17 protein-coding genes are annotated in these 18,611 nt (G+C 41.2%); 15 read left to right on the plus strand and 2 right to left on the minus strand.

Features of this window, described 5'->3' with window-relative positions; genetic code table 11:
• Positions 1–24: 24 nt before the first annotated feature.
• The 15 genes from rsmH to lpxC all read left to right on the plus strand — a co-directional run bounded on the left by rsmH (position 25) and on the right by lpxC (position 17,281).
• Positions 25–963, plus strand: a complete 939-nt coding sequence (gene rsmH / locus RB214_RS03285) for a 16S rRNA (cytosine(1402)-N(4))-methyltransferase RsmH (RefSeq protein WP_024606338.1) — start codon at positions 25–27, stop codon at positions 961–963.
• The gene (ftsL, locus tag RB214_RS03290; RefSeq protein WP_309168369.1) at positions 960–1,286 is read left to right on the plus strand and encodes a cell division protein FtsL; all 327 of its coding nucleotides are present in this window, start codon (positions 960–962) and stop codon (positions 1,284–1,286) included. Before rsmH ends, ftsL begins: the two co-directional genes overlap by 4 nt.
• The gene (locus tag RB214_RS03295; RefSeq protein ID WP_002957987.1) at positions 1,283–3,100 is read left to right on the plus strand and encodes a peptidoglycan glycosyltransferase FtsI; all 1,818 of its coding nucleotides are present in this window, start codon (positions 1,283–1,285) and stop codon (positions 3,098–3,100) included. Before ftsL ends, RB214_RS03295 begins: the two co-directional genes overlap by 4 nt.
• Positions 3,093–4,571, plus strand: coding sequence for a UDP-N-acetylmuramoyl-L-alanyl-D-glutamate--2,6-diaminopimelate ligase (gene murE / locus RB214_RS03300; protein WP_309168370.1), 1,479 nt, complete (start codon positions 3,093–3,095; stop codon positions 4,569–4,571). The genes RB214_RS03295 and murE overlap by 8 nt, the downstream gene beginning before the upstream one ends.
• Positions 4,568–5,950: a UDP-N-acetylmuramoyl-tripeptide--D-alanyl-D-alanine ligase gene (murF, locus tag RB214_RS03305; RefSeq protein ID WP_309168371.1), complete on the plus strand. Its 1,383-nt coding sequence runs from the start codon at positions 4,568–4,570 to the stop codon at positions 5,948–5,950. Before murE ends, murF begins: the two co-directional genes overlap by 4 nt.
• Entirely contained in the window at positions 5,950–7,032 is a 1,083-nt protein-coding gene (gene mraY, locus RB214_RS03310) for a phospho-N-acetylmuramoyl-pentapeptide-transferase (RefSeq protein ID WP_002957990.1), read from the plus strand. Before murF ends, mraY begins: the two co-directional genes overlap by 1 nt.
• Entirely contained in the window at positions 7,033–8,367 is a 1,335-nt protein-coding gene (murD, locus tag RB214_RS03315) for a UDP-N-acetylmuramoyl-L-alanine--D-glutamate ligase (RefSeq protein ID WP_309168372.1), read from the plus strand.
• On the plus strand, positions 8,364–9,539 hold the full coding sequence (ftsW, locus tag RB214_RS03320; protein WP_024596377.1) for a cell division protein FtsW: 1,176 nt from the start codon (positions 8,364–8,366) through the stop codon (positions 9,537–9,539). The genes murD and ftsW overlap by 4 nt, the downstream gene beginning before the upstream one ends.
• Positions 9,536–10,612, plus strand: a complete 1,077-nt coding sequence (gene murG, locus RB214_RS03325) for an undecaprenyldiphospho-muramoylpentapeptide beta-N-acetylglucosaminyltransferase (protein ID WP_309168373.1) — start codon at positions 9,536–9,538, stop codon at positions 10,610–10,612. Before ftsW ends, murG begins: the two co-directional genes overlap by 4 nt.
• Positions 10,613–12,064 (plus strand): UDP-N-acetylmuramate--L-alanine ligase, encoded by a 1,452-nt coding sequence (murC, locus tag RB214_RS03330; RefSeq protein ID WP_309168374.1) that lies wholly within the window; start codon positions 10,613–10,615, stop codon positions 12,062–12,064. It abuts the gene before it with no gap.
• Complete coding sequence (locus RB214_RS03335; RefSeq protein WP_024596374.1) at positions 12,061–12,981, plus strand: D-alanine--D-alanine ligase; 921 nt, start codon at positions 12,061–12,063, stop codon at positions 12,979–12,981. Before murC ends, RB214_RS03335 begins: the two co-directional genes overlap by 4 nt.
• A gap of 1 nt (position 12,982) precedes the next feature.
• Positions 12,983–13,768 (plus strand): cell division protein FtsQ/DivIB, encoded by a 786-nt coding sequence (locus RB214_RS03340; RefSeq protein WP_002957996.1) that lies wholly within the window; start codon positions 12,983–12,985, stop codon positions 13,766–13,768.
• Positions 13,765–14,997, plus strand: a complete 1,233-nt coding sequence (ftsA, locus tag RB214_RS03345) for a cell division protein FtsA (RefSeq protein WP_007582937.1) — start codon at positions 13,765–13,767, stop codon at positions 14,995–14,997. The genes RB214_RS03340 and ftsA overlap by 4 nt, the downstream gene beginning before the upstream one ends.
• Before the next feature lie 21 nt (positions 14,998–15,018).
• Complete coding sequence (ftsZ, locus tag RB214_RS03350) at positions 15,019–16,263, plus strand: cell division protein FtsZ (RefSeq protein WP_002957998.1); 1,245 nt, start codon at positions 15,019–15,021, stop codon at positions 16,261–16,263.
• Between the two features lie 106 nt (positions 16,264–16,369).
• Positions 16,370–17,281 carry a UDP-3-O-acyl-N-acetylglucosamine deacetylase gene (gene lpxC, locus RB214_RS03355; protein WP_002957999.1) on the plus strand — a complete coding sequence of 304 codons (912 nt, stop codon included), beginning with the start codon at positions 16,370–16,372 and terminating at the stop codon, positions 17,279–17,281.
• An 81-nt stretch (positions 17,282–17,362) separates the two neighbouring features.
• On the opposite strand, the gene yjjG is transcribed toward lpxC, so the two are convergent.
• Together yjjG and yjjX are read right to left on the minus strand one after the other, a co-directional pair.
• A complete protein-coding gene (gene yjjG, locus RB214_RS03360) occupies positions 17,363–18,037 on the minus strand; it encodes a pyrimidine 5'-nucleotidase (RefSeq protein ID WP_309168375.1) in 675 nt (224 codons plus the stop codon).
• A 13-nt stretch (positions 18,038–18,050) separates the two neighbouring features.
• Complete coding sequence (yjjX, locus tag RB214_RS03365; RefSeq protein ID WP_096040826.1) at positions 18,051–18,596, minus strand: inosine/xanthosine triphosphatase; 546 nt, start codon at positions 18,594–18,596, stop codon at positions 18,051–18,053.
• Positions 18,597–18,611 lie beyond the last annotated feature (15 nt).

Below are 18,611 nucleotides of genomic sequence, written 5' to 3' on the forward strand. Positions count from 1 at the left end.
ACAAAAAAAGGCACACAATAGCTAATGACAGCGCAATTTGAACACGTATCCGTATTAATGGATGAGACCATCGATGCTCTTGCAATTAAGCCAGACGGTATATACATGGATGGTACATTTGGACGTGGTGGCCACTCTGGGCAAATTTTAGCACGCCTTGGTGATGAAGGTCGCCTGCAAGCAATTGACCAAGATCCACAAGCAATACAATCAGCTGAAAAATTTGCTGATGACCCACGTTTTGCAATTGCACACACTCGCTTTTCAAACTTATACGAAGTAGCACAGCAAAACGATCTAATTGGTAAAGTCGATGGCATTTTATTAGACATTGGTGTTTCGTCACCACAACTAGATGACGCTGAGCGTGGCTTTAGTTTTATGAAAGACGGCCCACTCGATATGCGTATGGACCCTACAACAGGTCGCAGTGCAGCACAGTGGTTAGCAGAGGCTGAGTTGGATGATATTACCCACGTAATTAAAAAATTGGGCGAAGAAAAGTTTGGTAAACGCATTGCACACAAAGTACTTGAAGTTCGTGAGCACACGCCAATCACAACTACCAAGCAGCTTGCTGACCTTGTTGATGAAGCTGTACCGGTAAAAGATAAGTTTAAACACCCAGCTACCCGTACTTTTCAGGCTATTCGTATTTACATTAATAGTGAGCTTGAAGAAATTCAAACTGCGCTTCAGTCTGCAGTTAAAGTGCTAAAGCCAGGCGGACGTTTAGTGGTGATTTCGTTTCATTCTTTAGAAGACCGTATTGTAAAACAGTTTATTAGAAAACAGAGTAAGGGAGAAGCATTACCCAGAGGTCTGCCTTTAACTGATGCACAAATAAATAAAAATCTGACGTTAAAAGCAGTGGGTAAAGCTATTAAGCCAAGTGCTGCAGAAGTAGAGCGCAATCCACGTTCTCGTAGTTCTGTACTTAGGATTGCACAGAGGTTGGGATGAGTAAAAAAGCGAGCTATCGGCAACCTAATTTATTCTTTGAAATATTAAAAGGCCTAGGAGCTAATAAGCTAACCTCGGCCTTGTTGGTTGTGATATTCGCTTCTAGTTTAGCTGTTGTGCAAACAACCCACTTAGCTCGTGGCCAACTTATACAGCAAGATCAATTATTACAAGAACGCGATGAGCTCGATTTAGAGTGGCGCTACTTACTTGTTGAAGAAGAATTTTATTCGCAACATGCACGCATTGAAGAAGTAGCTACATCACAATTGAAAATGAAAAGACCTAAGAGTCAAGATGAGCAGGTAATAATAGTACAATGAGAAATAGAGGCAAAAAACCAGTCACTAATTTAATCACATGGCGCTTTATGCTGGTGTGTGCAGTTGTGTTTATGGTGTTTGTAACACTCGTATCTCGCGCTGCTTATTTACAAGTAATAGAACCTGATAAAGCACGTTCAGAAAGTGACAAACGTACCGTGCGCGTTGAAAAACTACATGTGCAACGCGGGATGATTTTTGACCGTAATGGTAAAGAGTTAGCGGTAAGTGTGCCTGTTGTAAGTGTATATGCTGATCCTAAAGCATTGCACAAGTCGCTAGTCTCTAAAGTAATTAAACAAGCACGTAAAAGCGGCGAAGATCATTTATCTTTAGCTGAAAATACCGCTGAGCTTGATAAGCGTACTGCACTTTATTATAAAAACGATTTACGCTGGCGTGAGCTTGCTGATGTATTGCGTATTGATCCTAAGAAGATTAACTCTCGACTATTAAACGATCCCTCGCGTCGCTTTGTTTATTTAAAGCGCCAAGTTACTCCTGCTGTAGCAAATTATATTGGCGATTTACGCCTACCAGGTATTCATTTACTAGATGAATCTAAACGCTATTACCCCGCCGGTGAGGTTACCGCGCATGTTATTGGTTTTACTAATATAGACGGTAAAGGCATTGAAGGCATTGAAAAGCTATACGAAAACGCTTTAACGGGCGAGGAAGGCCGCCGCACTATACGTAAAGACGCACAAGGGCGTGAAGTAGAAGTGCTTGACGAGCGTGAGCGCGTAGAGCCAGAAAGTATAGAACTAAGTATTGACCAACGAATTCAAGCTATTGCCTACAAAGCTGTAAAATCAGCTGTACTGACTTACAAAGCCACATCGGGCTCAGCTATGGTAGTTGATGTTAAAACCGGTGAAGTGCTGGCAATGGTAAATAGTCCTTCATTTAATCCAAATAACTTAAGCGATGCTGCACCTCATAAGCGTCGTAATCGCGCAATTACAGATTTGTTTGAACCAGGCTCAACTGTTAAGCCTCTAGCCATTTTGGCTGGGCTAGACTACGGCGCCATTCAGGCAGATGACACGATTGATACCTACCCAGGTTGGATGCGTTTAGGTGGTAGTTTAGTTAGAGATACTCGTAATCATGGCGAACTAACACTGCGCGAAATACTAAAGTACTCCTCAAATATGGGGGTTGCGAAGGTTACTCAGTTAGTGCCTAAAGATTACCTTGTTGGCTTATATCAAAAAGTAGGCTTTGGCAGTGACACCGGTACTGGAATGGTAGGTGAAAGCAGTGGTTTGTTTTATCCAAATCGTCGCTGGTCAGACTTTGAAATTGCAACTTTATCATTTGGTTATGCAATTTCGGTAAGTACTGCGCAAATGGCGCGCTTTTATACCATGTTAGGCGCTGGTGGAGTTAATCGACCACTGACTATTTTAAAGCAAGATAATATACCTGAAGGCGAACGTATTTTTAAACAAAAAGACGTAGAAGCCGTAGTCCACATGATGGAAAGTGTATTTGAAAAAGACGGTACTGCTCGCAACATAAAAGTTGATGGGTATCGTGCTGCCGGTAAAACAGGTACATCTAAAAAAGCCGTAGCAGGTGGTTATGGTGATGAATATGTAGGTTACTTTGCAGGTGTAGCACCGGCAAGTAACCCTCGTTTAGCCGTGGTAGTTATGATTAATGAACCAGGTGGTGATGTGTACTATGGAGGTGCCACCGCTGGCCCTGCATTTGCAGAAATCATCTCTAACGCATTAAGAATATTAAACGTAGCGCCTGACAAGGAAGAGGTTGCGTACGTACAAGGTAAAGATAACGATGCGTGATTTAAAGGATATTTTAAAATACATCGAAATAGATGCGCCCTCGCAACTGGTAAAGCATTTACGCCTTGATAGCCGTGAAGTAACGCCAGGTGATGTATTTGTTGCTATTAAAGGCCATACACTTGATGGCGGACAATTTATTGCTAAAGCAATTGAAAATGGCGCAATAGCTATCATTGCTGACAGATTATGTGAATTTGAAAGCAGTTTTGAGCCACTGTATTTAGTCTCAGAGCTTGATAAAAAGCTTCCAGAATTAGCTAGTCGCTTTTATAGCCAACCAAGTCAGACTCTTGATTTAATTGGTGTGACAGGTACAAATGGTAAATCGACCACCACAGCAATGATTGCCCACTTAGCACAATTTTGTAGTACTGAGTCGGCTATTATAGGTACTTTAGGTTATGGCCATCCTGATAACTTAATTCCACTGATAAACACAACGCCTTCAACAGTTGATTTACAGCATATTTTGAGCGATTTAAATTCGCAGCATAAAAAGCTGGTAGCCATGGAAGTATCATCTCATGGGTTAGTGCAACAACGCGTTGCTAAATGTCAGTTTAAAGCGGCTGTGTTTACTAATCTTTCGCGCGATCACTTAGATTACCATTGTGACATGGCAAGTTACGGTGATGCGAAATTAATGCTTTTCCGTGATTTTGAACCGCAAGTTGTAGTGCTTAATCAAGATGACTTTCAAGCTGAGCAATGGCTTGAAAAGTATGATTTTAATAACCTAATTTGTTATGGCCGCAAAAACTTAGCTCCTAAGAATGCCCGATACGTTTATTTTTCTGATGTTGAATATTCAAATGAAGGTATTTCGGCGCAGTTGTCGACAAGTTGGGGTAATATTTCAATTAAATCGCCTCTGTTTGGCGAATTCAACTTATATAACTTAACGGCAGCGCTCGCTACATTACTAGGGCTAGGTTATCCGCTTGAGCAACTAGTTGCTGGTTGTGCGCAGTTACAGCCAGTCGCTGGTCGAATGCAAGCTTTTAGTCAAGCTGGCATGCCAACGTGTGTTGTTGATTACGCCCATACACCCGATGCACTTGCACTTGCATTACAAGCATTGCAGTTGCATGTGCCAGGTGGTGTAAGTTGTGTATTTGGTTGCGGTGGCGACAGAGACAAAGGTAAGCGCGCATTAATGGCGCAAGCTGCAGAGCAAAACGCTAATAAAGTGATTATTACCAGCGATAACCCTCGAACAGAAAACCCTGATGACATTTTTGCAGATATAGCAGGCGGTCTAACCCATCCACAAAATGCACATTTAGAGGCAGATAGAGCAACTGCAATTCGTTTTGCTATAGAAAATGCTACAGCTGATGATGTTATTTTGATTGCAGGTAAAGGCCACGAAGATTATCAAATTATAGGCGATAAGCGCATCGACTTTTGCGATCGCCGCTATGTACAAGAACAACTAAAAAAAGCAGTAAGAGGGATAACACAATGATCCCAATGGATTTTGATTGGTTAGCTAATGTGCTAACAACTGATTATCAAGGTGATAATCAACACGTGCTAAATATAAATACTGATACTCGCACAGTGTACGATGGCGAAGTGTTTTTAGCACTTAAAGGGCCAAATTTTGATGGCCATAAATTTATAGCTGAGGCTAAACAAAAAGGCGCTATAGGCGTTATTGTTCAGCACAAAGTTGATGTAGATATTCCACAATTTATAGTAAGCGATACACGTATTGCACTAGGTACAATTGGCACCGCTGTTATGGCCCAAGTGGCGCCTAAAACAATTGCAATTACAGGGAGTGTAGGCAAAACCACCGTAAAAGAAATGTGTGCGGCAATTTTGTCGGTTCACGGTGATGTATTAGCTACTAAAGGTAATTTTAACAACGATATTGGCGTCCCTCTTACGTTATTGCGCTTAGAGCCTCAACATCGTTTTGCTGTTATTGAGCTAGGTGCAAATCACTTAGGTGAAATTGCTTACACAACGGCAATGACAAAACCAGATGTGGCCGTTGTATGTAATGTTGCAGCAGCTCACTTAGAAGGTTTTGGTAGCTTAATGGGCGTTGCAAAAGCTAAAGGTGAGATTTTTGATGGCCTAAAAGATGACGGCGTTGCCATTGTTAATTGCGATAGTGAATTTAGCCAGTATTGGTTAGATAAACTTGAAGGGCGTAATGTTAAACGCTTTTCTACAACCGAAAAACTAGACATTTGGGCAGAGAACATCACGCTTGATGCCAATGCACGTGCAAGCTTTACGCTTTGCACTAAAAACAAGCAAGTGCCTGTTACTTTGGCACTACCTGGTAAGCATAATATTAGTAATGCACTTATCGCTGCGGCGCTGACCAGTGAATTTGATGTAACCCTTGAAGAAATAGCCAATGCACTTGCCACAATGGGTGATGTAAAAGGGCGCGTTAATTTAATTGAAGTGTCTGATTTACTTACCGTGGTTGATGACACCTATAATGCCAATGTTAAGTCGGTAAAGGCTGCGATTGACTTGTTAAGTGATATGCAAGGTCACCGCATTTTAGCACTCGGAGATATGGGTGAGCTTGGTGAAGATGCACGTAAGTACCATAAAGAAGTTGGCGAGTATGCACTTGAACAAGGGATTGATGAGTTATTTACATTAGGCGTGTTAAGTAAATACGCAAGTGATGTGTTTGAACTTCCTAATCGCCACTTTTCGAGCCGCGAACAGATGCAGCAAAAAATTCAAGAAAGTATTAATAAAGTGAATAAAAAAACAACAATAGTAGTGAAAGGATCGCGCAGTTCTCGCATGGAATTATTAGTAACCGATTTAGTTAATGGCCAGCAACAAGCCATCAATGGAGTATCATAATGTTAGTTTGGCTGGCAGAGTATTTAACACAGTATTTTAGTGGTTTTCATGTTTTTTCGTATTTAACGCTACGTGCCATTTTAGGTATTTTAACTGCGTTAATTATGTCTCTTTATTTAGGGCCTAAGTTAATTCGTGGTTTGCAACGTATGCAAATAGGTCAAACAGTTCGCGACGATGGTCCGCAATCGCATTTGTCTAAGTCGGGTACACCGACAATGGGTGGCTTACTTATTTTAGCGGCTATTTTTACCAGCACGCTACTTTGGGCCGATTTATCAAATAAATATGTGTGGGCAACACTGTTTGTAATTGGCTCATTAGGTATTGTTGGTTTTGTTGATGATTACCGTAAAGTTATTCGTAAAGACCCAAAAGGTTTAATTGCTAAGTGGAAGTACTTTTGGCAATCGGTCATTGCATTAGTTGTAGCTACTGCTTTGTACTTTACCAGTGCACAAGCATCTGAGACATCTCTTGTTGTTCCATTTTTTAAAGACGTATTACCACAATTAGGTTTGTTTTATATTGTGCTTACGTATTTTGCCATAGTAGGTACATCAAACGCGGTAAACCTGACAGATGGTTTAGATGGCTTGGCGATTGTGCCAATTATTTTGGTGGCTGCAGCATTGGCAATTATTGCTTACTTAACAGGTAATATTAACTTTTCGGCTTACTTACATATTCCACATTTACCGCTAGCGAGTGAGCTTGTGGTTGTGTGTACTGCCATTGTGGGCGCAGGGCTTGGCTTTTTATGGTTTAACACTTACCCAGCACAAGTATTTATGGGCGATGTTGGCTCATTAGCACTTGGTGGCGCATTAGGTATTATTGCTGTTTTAGTACGCCAAGAGTTACTACTTATTATTATGGGTGGTGTATTTGTAATGGAAGCACTATCGGTAATATTACAAGTGGGGTCGTATAAATTACGCGGTCAACGTATTTTTAGAATGGCGCCGATTCATCATCATTATGAATTAAAAGGTTGGCCAGAGCCTCGCGTTATTGTGCGCTTTTGGATTATTTCTGTTGTGCTAGTGCTTGCTGGCTTAGCTACTTTAAAGATTCGATAAATGCAGTATTTAAACGAGATAAAAAACAAACAAATAACAGTGCTCGGACTCGGTGTAACCGGTCTGGGCATTGTGCGTTTTCTATTATCTCATGGCCTCACACCAAAGGTCGTTGATAGCCGAGTAACCCCACCGGGGATTGATTGGTTAAAAGAGCACGCATCAAATCTAGATACCCACTTTGGTAATTTGGATGACGCTGAGCTTTGTTCAAGCAATATGATTATTATAAGCCCTGGGCTTAGCTTAAAAATACCAGCTGTTGAAAATGCAATTAACGCAGGTGTTGAAGTGATTGGCGACGTTGAGTTGTTTGCTCGTATTAATACAAAACCAGTTGTTGCTGTTACGGGCTCTAACGGTAAATCAACCGTGGTTACGCTCGCTTATGAAGTATTAAAAGAAGCCGGCTATAAAGTTGCTTTGGGTGGGAATATTGGCACCGCGGTGCTTGATTTACTCAACGATGATTTTGATGTGTATGTACTTGAGTTATCTAGTTTTCAGCTAGATACCACAACGAGTTTAAAACCCGTGAGTGCAACGGTATTAAATGTGTCAGAAGATCACCTTGACCGATACGACAGTTACCAAGCTTATATAGACTCAAAGCTAAGTATTTATGACGGTGCAGAGCTTATTGTTGTCAATGCCGACGATATTCAAACACATCCAGTTGAGCGCGGTACAACCCCCCTAATCAGCTTTGGTGCTCAACAAGGTGATTACCATTTAGCGCAGCATAATGGCGAAACTCATTTTATGCTTAAAGGCGATGCATTTTTACCTGTTGATACGCTTGCGGTAGTGGGTAAGCACAATTATTTAAATACGCTTGCAGTAATGGCGCTTTTAAGTCCGTTTGAAGTAAGTAAAGCGCAATATAAGAACGCGTTAGGTCAATTTAATGGATTGGCTCATCGCTGCCAATTTGTAGCTGAGCTTAACGGTGTAAAGTATTTTAACGATTCAAAGGCAACGAATGTTGGAGCGACCATTGCTGCAATAGATAGTTTGGCTAGTGATGGTGAAAACCTGATTGTTATTGCAGGTGGCGATGCTAAAGGCGCTGATTTAAACGCACTTAAACCCTACATAGAACAGCATGTAAAAGCATTAATTTGTTTTGGTAAAGATGCAAGTGACTTAGCTGCGATTACCAATAAGAGCTATTTAACTAACAACATGGAAGAAGCCGTTGCTTTGGCCAACGTACTTAGTAGTACAGGCAATATTGTTTTGTTAGCACCTGCATGTGCCAGCATTGATATGTATAACAACTATATGCAACGTGGTGATGACTTTATTCAACGTGTTATGGCAGGGCGACTATGATTGCTTTTGCCGATATAAGAGATGCATTAACACCAAAACCTTCAGGTCAGTTGTATGATGTACCGCTGCTGTACTGCGTAATTATGTTAATTGGTGTTGGTTTTATCATGGTAACCAGCGCTTCAATGCCGACCGCTGAGCGGTTATTTGATGACCCATACCATATTACTATTCGCCACAGCATGTTTTTGGCAATGTCTTTTGTGCTTTTTTGGATAAGTGTTTGTGTGCCAATGGATTGGTGGAAACGATCCAACCCTTATTTATTAATACTAGGCATGGTGCTGTTAATAGCGGTATTGATTGTTGGGCGTGAAGTGAATGGTGCTAAACGATGGATACCTATTGGACCTGTTGGTTTTCAGGTGGCTGAGGCCGCTAAATTATACTTTTTTAGTTATATTGCGGGTTATTTGGTAAGAAAACGCGAAGAAGTACAAGAAAATATTAAAGGCTTTGCAAAGCCAATAGCTGTATTTGCAGTGTATGCGCTGCTTATTTTGCTGCAACCTGATTTAGGCACAGTGGTTGTTATGTTTGTAACAACGGTTGGTTTACTGTTTTTAGCTGGCGCTAAATTATGGCAGTTCTTTGTACTTATTCTAACTGGCGTCGGTTTAGTTGTATTACTGATTATTGTTGAACCATATCGAATGGCGCGTGTTGTTGGCTTTTTAGACCCTTGGGATGATCCTTTTGGTAAAGGTTATCAGTTGGTTCAATCGCTAATGGCTTATAGCCAAGGTGGTTGGTTTGGCCAAGGCTTAGGTAACAGTGTACAAAAACTGCAATATTTACCTGAAGCGCATAACGATTTTATTTTTGCTGTAATAGGTGAAGAACTTGGTTTAATAGGCGTTGTGAGTATTTTAATGGTATTAGCTACTTTAGTATTTAGAGCGTTATTAATAGGCCAACAAGCGCTTAAGTGTGGCAAAGAATACGAAGGCTATTTTTCGTTTGCCATTGGTATTTGGTTTGCATTTCAAACCATGGTGAATGTAGGTGCGAGCGCGGGTATTTTGCCAACTAAGGGTTTAACCCTGCCATTTATTTCTTATGGTGGTTCAAGCTTGTTAATTATGACCATTGCCACGGGCATCTTATTGCGCGTAGATTTTGAAACCAAAATGGCAACCAAGCAAGCCACCTCAGGTGGAGGTAAGCGATGAGTAAAAAATTAGTAGTAGTGGCTGGTGGAACTGGCGGACACATTTTTCCTGGTATTGCAGTGGCTGATTATTTAAAACAGCAGGACTGGCAAGTTAGCTGGATTGGCACACCAGATCGAATGGAAGCAAGCGTTGTACCTAAGCATAATATAGATATTGATTTTATTAATGTAAAAGGTGTTCGTGGTAACGGATTAAAACGTCTTATTAAAGCCCCATTCATGGTAGTTAATGCAGTATTGCAAGCGCGTAAGGTATTGAAAGAACAGCGCCCTGATGTAGTACTTGCAATGGGCGGTTATGTTACGGGACCCACGGGAATTGCCGCAAAGAGTTTAGGTATTCCGTTAGTTATTCACGAGCAAAACGCTGTAGCGGGTATGAGCAATAAACTGCTAGCTAAGGTGGCTACACGTGTATTAGCAGCATTTCCAAGTGCTTTTGCACAGGGTCAAGCCGAGCTAGTAGGTAACCCAGTTCGCCAAAGCGTTATGAATATAGCCAAACGCGATGTATCAAGCCCTATTAATATTTTAGTGGTAGGGGGCTCGCTCGGTGCACAAGTGCTTAATCAAACATTACCAGAAGCATTTAAAGTACTAAATAATACAGCTCCTATAAGCGTATGGCATCAAACAGGTAAGGGTCATTTATCTACTGTAGAAACAGCTTATAAAATGCATGGCTTTGCGGATGGTAATACAAAAATAGCTGAATTTATTGATGATATGGACGCGGCGTATAGCTGGGCTGATATTGTTGTTTGTCGCGCAGGTGCATTAACTGTTAGCGAAATTGCAGCGGCAGGTAAAATGGCTGTTTTTGTTCCTTTTCCACATGCAGTGGACGACCATCAAACAGCAAACGCACAATATTTAGTGATGGCTAATGGCGCATTATTAATGCCACAAGGGCAGTTTAATAAACAATCAATTGTTGAACTATTAAGCCCATATTTAGCCCAACCTTCATTAATTACTGAAATGGCTACAAATGCAAAAAAACAAGCCATTTTAGATGCCACAGCAAGCGTAGCAACGCACTGTGAGCAAGTAACAAATAAGAGAAAATAAGTGAAAGAAACGTCAGTACAAGAAAAACACACGCGCCCAGCAATGCGCCGAATAGAAACCATTCACTTTATTGGTATTGGTGGAGCCGGTATGGGCGGTATTGCTGAAGTACTCGCTTTTGAAGGCTACCGTATTACAGGTTCTGACATTGCTCATAGCGCTATGACAGATCGCTTAATTAAAGCCGGTGCTGAGGTATTTATTGGCCATCATGAAAATAACGTGAAAGATGCCAATGTAGTGGTTGTTTCAAGCGCGATTGATGAAAAAAACCCTGAAATTATTGCAGCCAAAGCCGCAAGAATCCCTGTTGTGCGCCGCGCAGAAATGCTCGCAGAGCTAATGCGTTTTCGCCACGGTATAGCGATTGCGGGTACGCATGGTAAAACAACGACAACAAGCCTAATTGCAAGTATTTATGGACAAGCAGGGCTCGATCCAACTTTTATTATTGGTGGCTTGTTAAATAGCGCAGGTAGTAACGCAAAAGTAGGTAAAAGTGATTTTTTAATAGCAGAAGCTGATGAAAGCGATGCGTCGTTTTTACACTTACAGCCAATGGTCTCGGTGATCACAAATATTGAAGAAGATCACATGGATACTTACGGCGGCAGTCTTGAAAAAATGAAAGACACGTATGTCGATTTTATTCATAACTTGCCGTTTTATGGTTTAGCTGTTGTATGTATTGATTCTGAAGTTGCTGCAGAGCTTATCCCTCGCTTTGGTCGCCCAGTTATCACGTATGGCGAATCGAAGGATGCTGATTATCGCATGAGCGACTTTAGCCAATCAGCTAATACGTGCACATTTACAGTAACTAACAAGCAAGGAGAGTGTTTAACTGCCACGTTAAATATGCCAGGTAGACACAATGCACTTAATGCAACCGCTGCGATTGCTGTTGCAAAAGATCAAAACATTGCGAATCATGCAATTTTAGAAGCGCTGCATAAGTTTGAAGGCATTGGTCGTCGTTTTCAGCATTATGGTGAATTTGAAAACGAGCGGGGCAATGTGATGTTAGTTGATGATTACGGGCATCACCCTTCAGAAGTTGCAGCAACAATTGCAGCAGTACGTGAAGGTTGGCCTGATAAGCGTTTAGTAATGGTTTATCAACCTCATAGGTTTTCTCGTACACGCGACTTATACGAAGATTTTGTAAAAGTACTTGCTGATGTAGATCAGTTGCTATTACTTGATGTGTATAGCGCTGGTGAAGATCCTATTGTGGGGGCAGACAGCAAAAGCTTATGTCGTAGCCTTCGCCAACGTGGCAAAGAGCCGCTGCACGTAGCAACAAATGCTGAGCTTGCAGGTGTTTTGGCCGCAAATTTACAAAACAATGATTTAGTATTAACCCAAGGCGCTGGTAATATAGGCCAGTTAGTTAAAACATTAGCTGCAACGGGTATGTCGATAGAAAAACTTAAGCAAGGTGAAGTATGACTCAGGTAAACACACAATTTGGTAAAGTAGCGGTACTGCTAGGTGGTAACTCAGCAGAGCGTGAAGTGTCTTTACGATCGGGTCAGGCTGTTTTAAATGCGCTGCAAAATAGTGGTATTGATGCAATTGCATTTGACCCACAAAGTCGTTCTTTGTGGGAGTTAAAAGAATTAAATGTAGATCGCGTTTTTATTGCTTTGCATGGCCGTGGTGGCGAAGACGGCACAGTGCAGGGAGCACTTGAATTTATGAACTTGCCTTACACGGGCAGTAATGTACTAGGTTCAGCACTTGCTATGGATAAAGTACGTTGTAAGCACTTATTTAAATCAGCGGGTTTAAGCACTGCACCTTATACCGTAGTTGATGCTAAAAAAGGTTTTGATGCTAAAGCCATTATGGATGAATTTAAAAAGGTAATGGTTAAGCCATCGCATGAAGGTTCAAGCATAGGTATGGCGCAAGCAAGTACAACACAAGAGCTTGAAGATGCACTAGCTAATGCATTTAAGTTTGATAACCAAGTACTTGTAGAGCAGTGGATCACTGGTCGTGAGTTTACAATTACGGTGCTTGGCGAGGATGTACAACCAGTCATTGAGATGACGACACCTAATGGCTTTTACGATTACCAAGCTAAGTATCAATCAAATACAACCCAGTATCATTGCCCTGCAGATTTATCAGAGCAAGATACTAAGTACTTACAAGCCATATCGCTAGATGCGTTTGATTTAGTGGGTGCAAGTGGTTGGGGTCGTGTTGATGCTATGCAAGACGAGCAAGGGAATTTTTACCTGCTTGAAGTAAATACAGTACCAGGCATGACTGAAAAGTCACTAGTACCGATGGCTGCAAAAGCGAACGGGGCAACTTTTGAACAATTAGTTGTTCGCATTTTAGAGCAAACGCTTTAATATGCATCCCCTTTTAGAAAAAGCTCAACAACTAAAACAGCAACTTAACTTTAATTGGTCGCTGATTTTTGGAGTGAGTTTTTTTCTGGTTGTGGTTATAGGCTTAGTACAAATAACCACCGGTGTATCTGATTGGTTAGTTGAAAATAAAGATGCTCAAATTAAGCACCTTACAGTGCAAGGGCATCCCAAATACACAGATGAAACGGCAATTATAAAAGCAATTAAAAAAGCCGATTTAAGTAGTTTTTTTGAACTTGATGTTAAGCACGTGCAGCAGCTAGTTCAAGACTTGCCTTGGGTTGCTACCGCTTCGGTACGTAAACAATGGCCTGATACTATACAGGTGTATGTAGTTGAACATGAAGTAGTTGCCCACTGGAATAGCGACTTGTTGCTCAACCAAAGTGGCCAAGCATTTCAAGCCAGCAGCGATAAGTTAGATGATAACTTACCGCAGTTATATGGCCCAGAAGGTAGCGAAGAAGAGGCGTGGGTTGCTTTTAAGCAATTTGATGAAATGCTCAGAGTTAATGGTTTAACATTAACAAGTTTGGCATTATCGGAGCGTTTTTCGTGGCAACTTTGGCTAGATAACGGGATTCGCTTAAATTTAGGACGTAAAGATAAAGCCAAGCGTGTACAACGTTTTATAGACGTTTATCCACGAATGGAACAACGTGCAGATGCACAAGTAGATACAATCGATTTACGGTATGATACCGGCCTTGCAGTAAGCTTTAAGCCAATGCAAGAAGAACAATTACAAAATAAGAGTAAGGCATGACTAAGTCAGCAGAAAGAAACCTAGTAATAGGATTAGACGTTGGCACCTCGAAAGTGGTTGCCACGGTAGGTGAAATCACCGCAGATAACAAGCTCAGCATTGTTGGTGTGGGCAGCCAAGTATCTCATGGTATGGATAAAGGCGGCGTTAACGATTTAAACTTAGTGTCTGAGTCTATTCGACGAGCAATAGACGAGGCCGAGTTAATGGCTGATTGTCGTATAAGCTCTGTGTATTTGGGTATTTCTGGCAAACATATACAGTGCCAAAACGAAAGTGGTGTGGTGGCAATCAATAACACCGAAGTCACTGACGAAGATATTGAAAACGTAATACATATTGCGCGTTCTGTGCCTATTTCAGCAGAGCGTAAAATGCTACATGCATTGCCACAAGAATACAGCATTGATATGCAAGAGGGCATTAAAAACCCACTAGGCATGAGCGGCGTTCGTATGGAAGCGCGTGCACATATCATTACGTGCTCAAACGATATGGCAAAAAATATCGAAAAATGTGTAGAACGCTGTGGTCTTGAAGTCGATCAACTTATCTTTACTGCACTTGCGTCTTGCTATTCTGTACTAACAGATGACGAAAAAGAGCTAGGTGTTGCAGTACTTGATATTGGTGGCGGTACTATGGATATCACCATTTATATTAATGGCGCACTTCGTCACTCTGCGGTTATACCTGTAGCGGGTAACCAAGTTACTGGTGATATTGCAAAAATATTTCGCACACCTATATCACATGCCGAGTCACTCAAAGTACAATACGCATGTGCTAGTAGCCAAATGGCAAGTAGCGAAGACACGATTGAAGTACCAAGTGTAGGCGGACGACCAGCAAGGTTAATGTCGCGCCATACATTATCTGAGGTGGTAGAGCCTCGTTTTAGAGAATTATTTGAGCTTGCGATGGAAGAAATTCGTCGTTCAGGCTTAGAAGACCAAATTGCGGCAGGTCTCGTTATAACAGGCGGAACTGCTAAAATGACTGGCGCTATGGAAGTGGCAGAAGACATCTTCCAAATGCCAGTAAGAATAGGCAAACCAATCGGGATGGTTGGTTTGACAGACTATGTAGATGATCCTTCGTACGCAACCGCTGTTGGTTTGTTACAATACGGGCGTACCATGCAATCGATGAATGCACAAAAGTCGAAAGCAGAGGATAACAATAATTGGTGGAACCGCATTACTAAATGGTTCCAAGGCGAGTTTTAAGACTCAAGTCGGAGAGTAAACATGTTTGATATAATGGAACAACACAGCGAAGAAGCTGTAATAAAAGTAATCGGCGTGGGCGGTGGTGGCGGTAACGCTGTTGAGCACATGGTAAAACAACAAATAGAAGGCGTGCGTTTTATAGCCGCTAATACGGATGCGCAAGCATTACGTAACTCTGCTGCCGATATTACAGTTCAACTAGGCACACAAATAACCTCTGGGTTGGGTGCGGGCGCAAACCCTGAAGTAGGCCGTAAGTCGGCTGAAGAAGATGCAGATACAATTCGTGCCAGCCTTGAAGGCGCCGATATGGTATTTATTGCAGCCGGTATGGGCGGTGGTACAGGTACTGGTGCTGCACCGGTAGTTGCTAAAATTGCTAAAGAACTCGGTATTTTAACCGTTGCAGTTGTAACACGTCCTTTTGATTTTGAAGGTAAAAAACGTGCAGCAGCCGCTGAACAAGGCATTAATGAATTGTCAGAAATTGTAGATTCACTTATTACAATTCCTAACAATAAATTGCTTAAAGTTTTAGGGAAAGGGACTACACTTCTAGATGCCTTCGCTAAAGCTAATGACGTATTATTTGGTGCGGTACAAGGTATAGCAGAGCTAATTACACGTTCTGGTTTAATTAACGTGGATTTCGCCGATGTTAGAACAGTAATGTCTGCAATGGGTACTGCAATGATGGGAACGGCGTCTGCGTCAGGTCCTGATCGTGCACAAGAAGCTGCAGAAGCCGCTATCTCAAGCCCACTACTAGAAGACGTTGATTTAACAGGTGCTAAAGGTATCTTAGTTAATATTACCGCTGGTATGGACATTGCGATTGAAGAATTTGAAATTGTTGGTAATCACGTTAAAGCACTTGCGTCAGAAAACGCAACGGTTGTTGTTGGTGCGGTAATCGACCCAGAAATGACTGATGAGCTACGTGTAACGGTTGTTGCAACTGGTTTAGGCGGCGATCGTCGTCCACAGTTTGGTATTGTTGATAACGGCTTTAAAAAAGCATCAGGTTCTGATGTTGCAAGCACATCAAACCAAACGAGCAGTATGTACGTACCAAGCTTTGCAAGCCAAGATACAAACACTGAAGAAAATACGACTAAAGAGCAAGCGCAAAGTAAAGAAAAAGCGCCTTCAACGAGTTCAAGCAGTTCAAGTTCTTCAGCGCAAAATAGTAAAAAAGCAGATAAATCAGAAGGTGGTGATTATTTTGATATTCCCGCTTTTTTACGTAAGCAGGCAGATTAACATTTAATAATACTTTTGTTTGAAATATATACAAATGTTGAAAGGCAAAAGGATTTATGTTAAAATCCGCCGTCTAACTGTAACTGATTTAAAAGTGAGCATACCTATGATTAAACAGCGTACGATTGCACAAGTAGTCAAAGCCATAGGAATTGGACTTCATAAAGGTGAGAAGGTCACAATAACTCTCCGACCTGCGAGCGCAAATACTGGGATTGTATTTCGTCGTGTCGACCTTGATCCGGTTGTTGATTTTGAAACAACACCTGAAGCCGTTGGTGATACGCAGTTGTGTACCTGTTTAATTAACAAAGATGGTGTTCGCTTATCAACTACTGAGCATCTTATTGCAGCTGTTGCTGCAATGGGCATTGATAATCTAATTGTAGAATTGGACAGCTCAGAAGTGCCGATTATGGATGGTAGTGCATTACCATTTATATATCTGTTACAAAAAGGCGGAATTGAAGAACAAAACGTTGCTAAACGCTTTATCCGTATTAAAGAAAAAGTACGCATTGAAGAAGATGGTAAGTGGGCTGAAGTTGAACCATATGATGGTTTTCATATCGACTTTGAGATTGCATTTAACCACCCAGCTATCAATGAAAGTCGCCAACGTATTGGGTTGGATATAACAACGCAAAGCTTTATTGAAGAAATTAGCCGTGCGCGTACTTTTGGATTTATGAAAGATATTGAATACATGCATGCAAACAACCTAGCGCTAGGTGGTAGCATGGATAGTGCTGTGGTACTTGATGAATTCAAAGTTTTAAATCCTAATGGCTTACGTTATAGCGATGAGTTTGTTAAGCACAAGATATTAGACTGTGTTGGTGACATGTTTATGACAGGTCATAATCTTTTGGGTAAAGTAACTGCATTTAAATCGGGTCATGATTTAAATAATAAATTACTACGTAAAATTATGGCTACAGAGTCAGCATGGGAGTGGGCAACATTTGAAACGCCTGTGACGATGCCTGCACCCGGTCTTGAGTTAGCTCCAGCCTAAAAGCAGTAAAAGAACAGCTCACAAACAGTTATAAAAAATGACGCTAATTAGCGTCATTTTTTTTGCGTAAAATTTACTCTATTATAACTCTAAAAGAGCTTGTAACTGATTTAAATGAGTTACTGTATAGGTTGGTTTTATTCCATCGGCTAATTGCTCACCAGGGTGTTGTAACCAGCAAGTATCAATACCTGCATTGTTGCCGCCAAGTATGTCACTTGCAGCAGTATCACCCACCATAAGTATCTCGCTTTTATCTGGGTTACCCATTAGCTCAAATGTGTGCTCAAAAATCGCTTTATTTGGTTTTGCTATACCCACAAGTTCAGATATTACTAACCATTCAAACATATCTTTTAAGCCAGTATGCTCAAGGCGTACGGTTTGTAAGCGGGCAAATCCGTTAGTAATAATACCCAATCGAGCATTTGGCTTAAGTTTATTTAAAAGCTCAATAGCACCAGGTAATGGCTCGCAAATTTGCGCCATAGCATCTAAAAAAGCATCGTTTAGCTCTTTTGCGGGCACTTTAAGCTTTGAAGCCCACTCATTAAAGCGTGTTACTTGTAAGTAATCTGCGCTAATAGTGCCATTTTGATAATCAACCCACAGCTGCTTATTGGTTTTTTGATAATGAATATAATCGTCTTGGCTAAAATCTACGTTGTAAGCTTTAAACATGCGAGTCATGCCCGCTAAAATATCAAACCTAAATAAGGTTTCGTCTGCATCAAACAATACATAGTTGTATTTCATTAAACTTCCTAAATTAATTTGTTTGGCTGTAGAGATCTACGTGTAGAAAGGGCGCCATAGCTAAAGTGAGTGCTTGTGTATAGGTGCTTTCGCGCGTGGCGTGATTGTTTGTAAGTAACCCAATAGCGCCCCCTTTTTGTTTAACGTTGGTGGTATTAAATGCTTTGTCCATTACATCGCCAAGCTCTTCGCCATTAAGTAAGGCGTTATAAAGCACTTGAGGCAAGGGGAGGTTGCTGCTGCGCCCTACAACCTGATTTAAGGCATTATCAATAACTACGTAAGCAAAGGTTGCTGCACCATAGCTAAATTGCTCTGCACCGCCTTCCATTGCCACGTAGTAGTGAGCTTGGTAATGCTCTTTGCAATAATTAACACGGTTTTGTGCGCCAACACGTGTTTCTTCTTCGCCAATAGGTTGATCTGGCACATTGGATAGGGCATCAACACCTTGGCAATCAATTTCATGTTCAGGGAAATACATTGCAAAAATATGTTTAGCCGCGTTAATTTTTACAGGGTTTTTAGAACCCACAATAATTTTTAATGAGTACAACACAATGTCCCTTATTGT

The sequence above is a fragment of the Pseudoalteromonas sp. HL-AS1 genome (assembly GCF_031198785.1).
Lineage (GTDB): Bacteria > Pseudomonadota > Gammaproteobacteria > Enterobacterales > Alteromonadaceae > Pseudoalteromonas > Pseudoalteromonas distincta.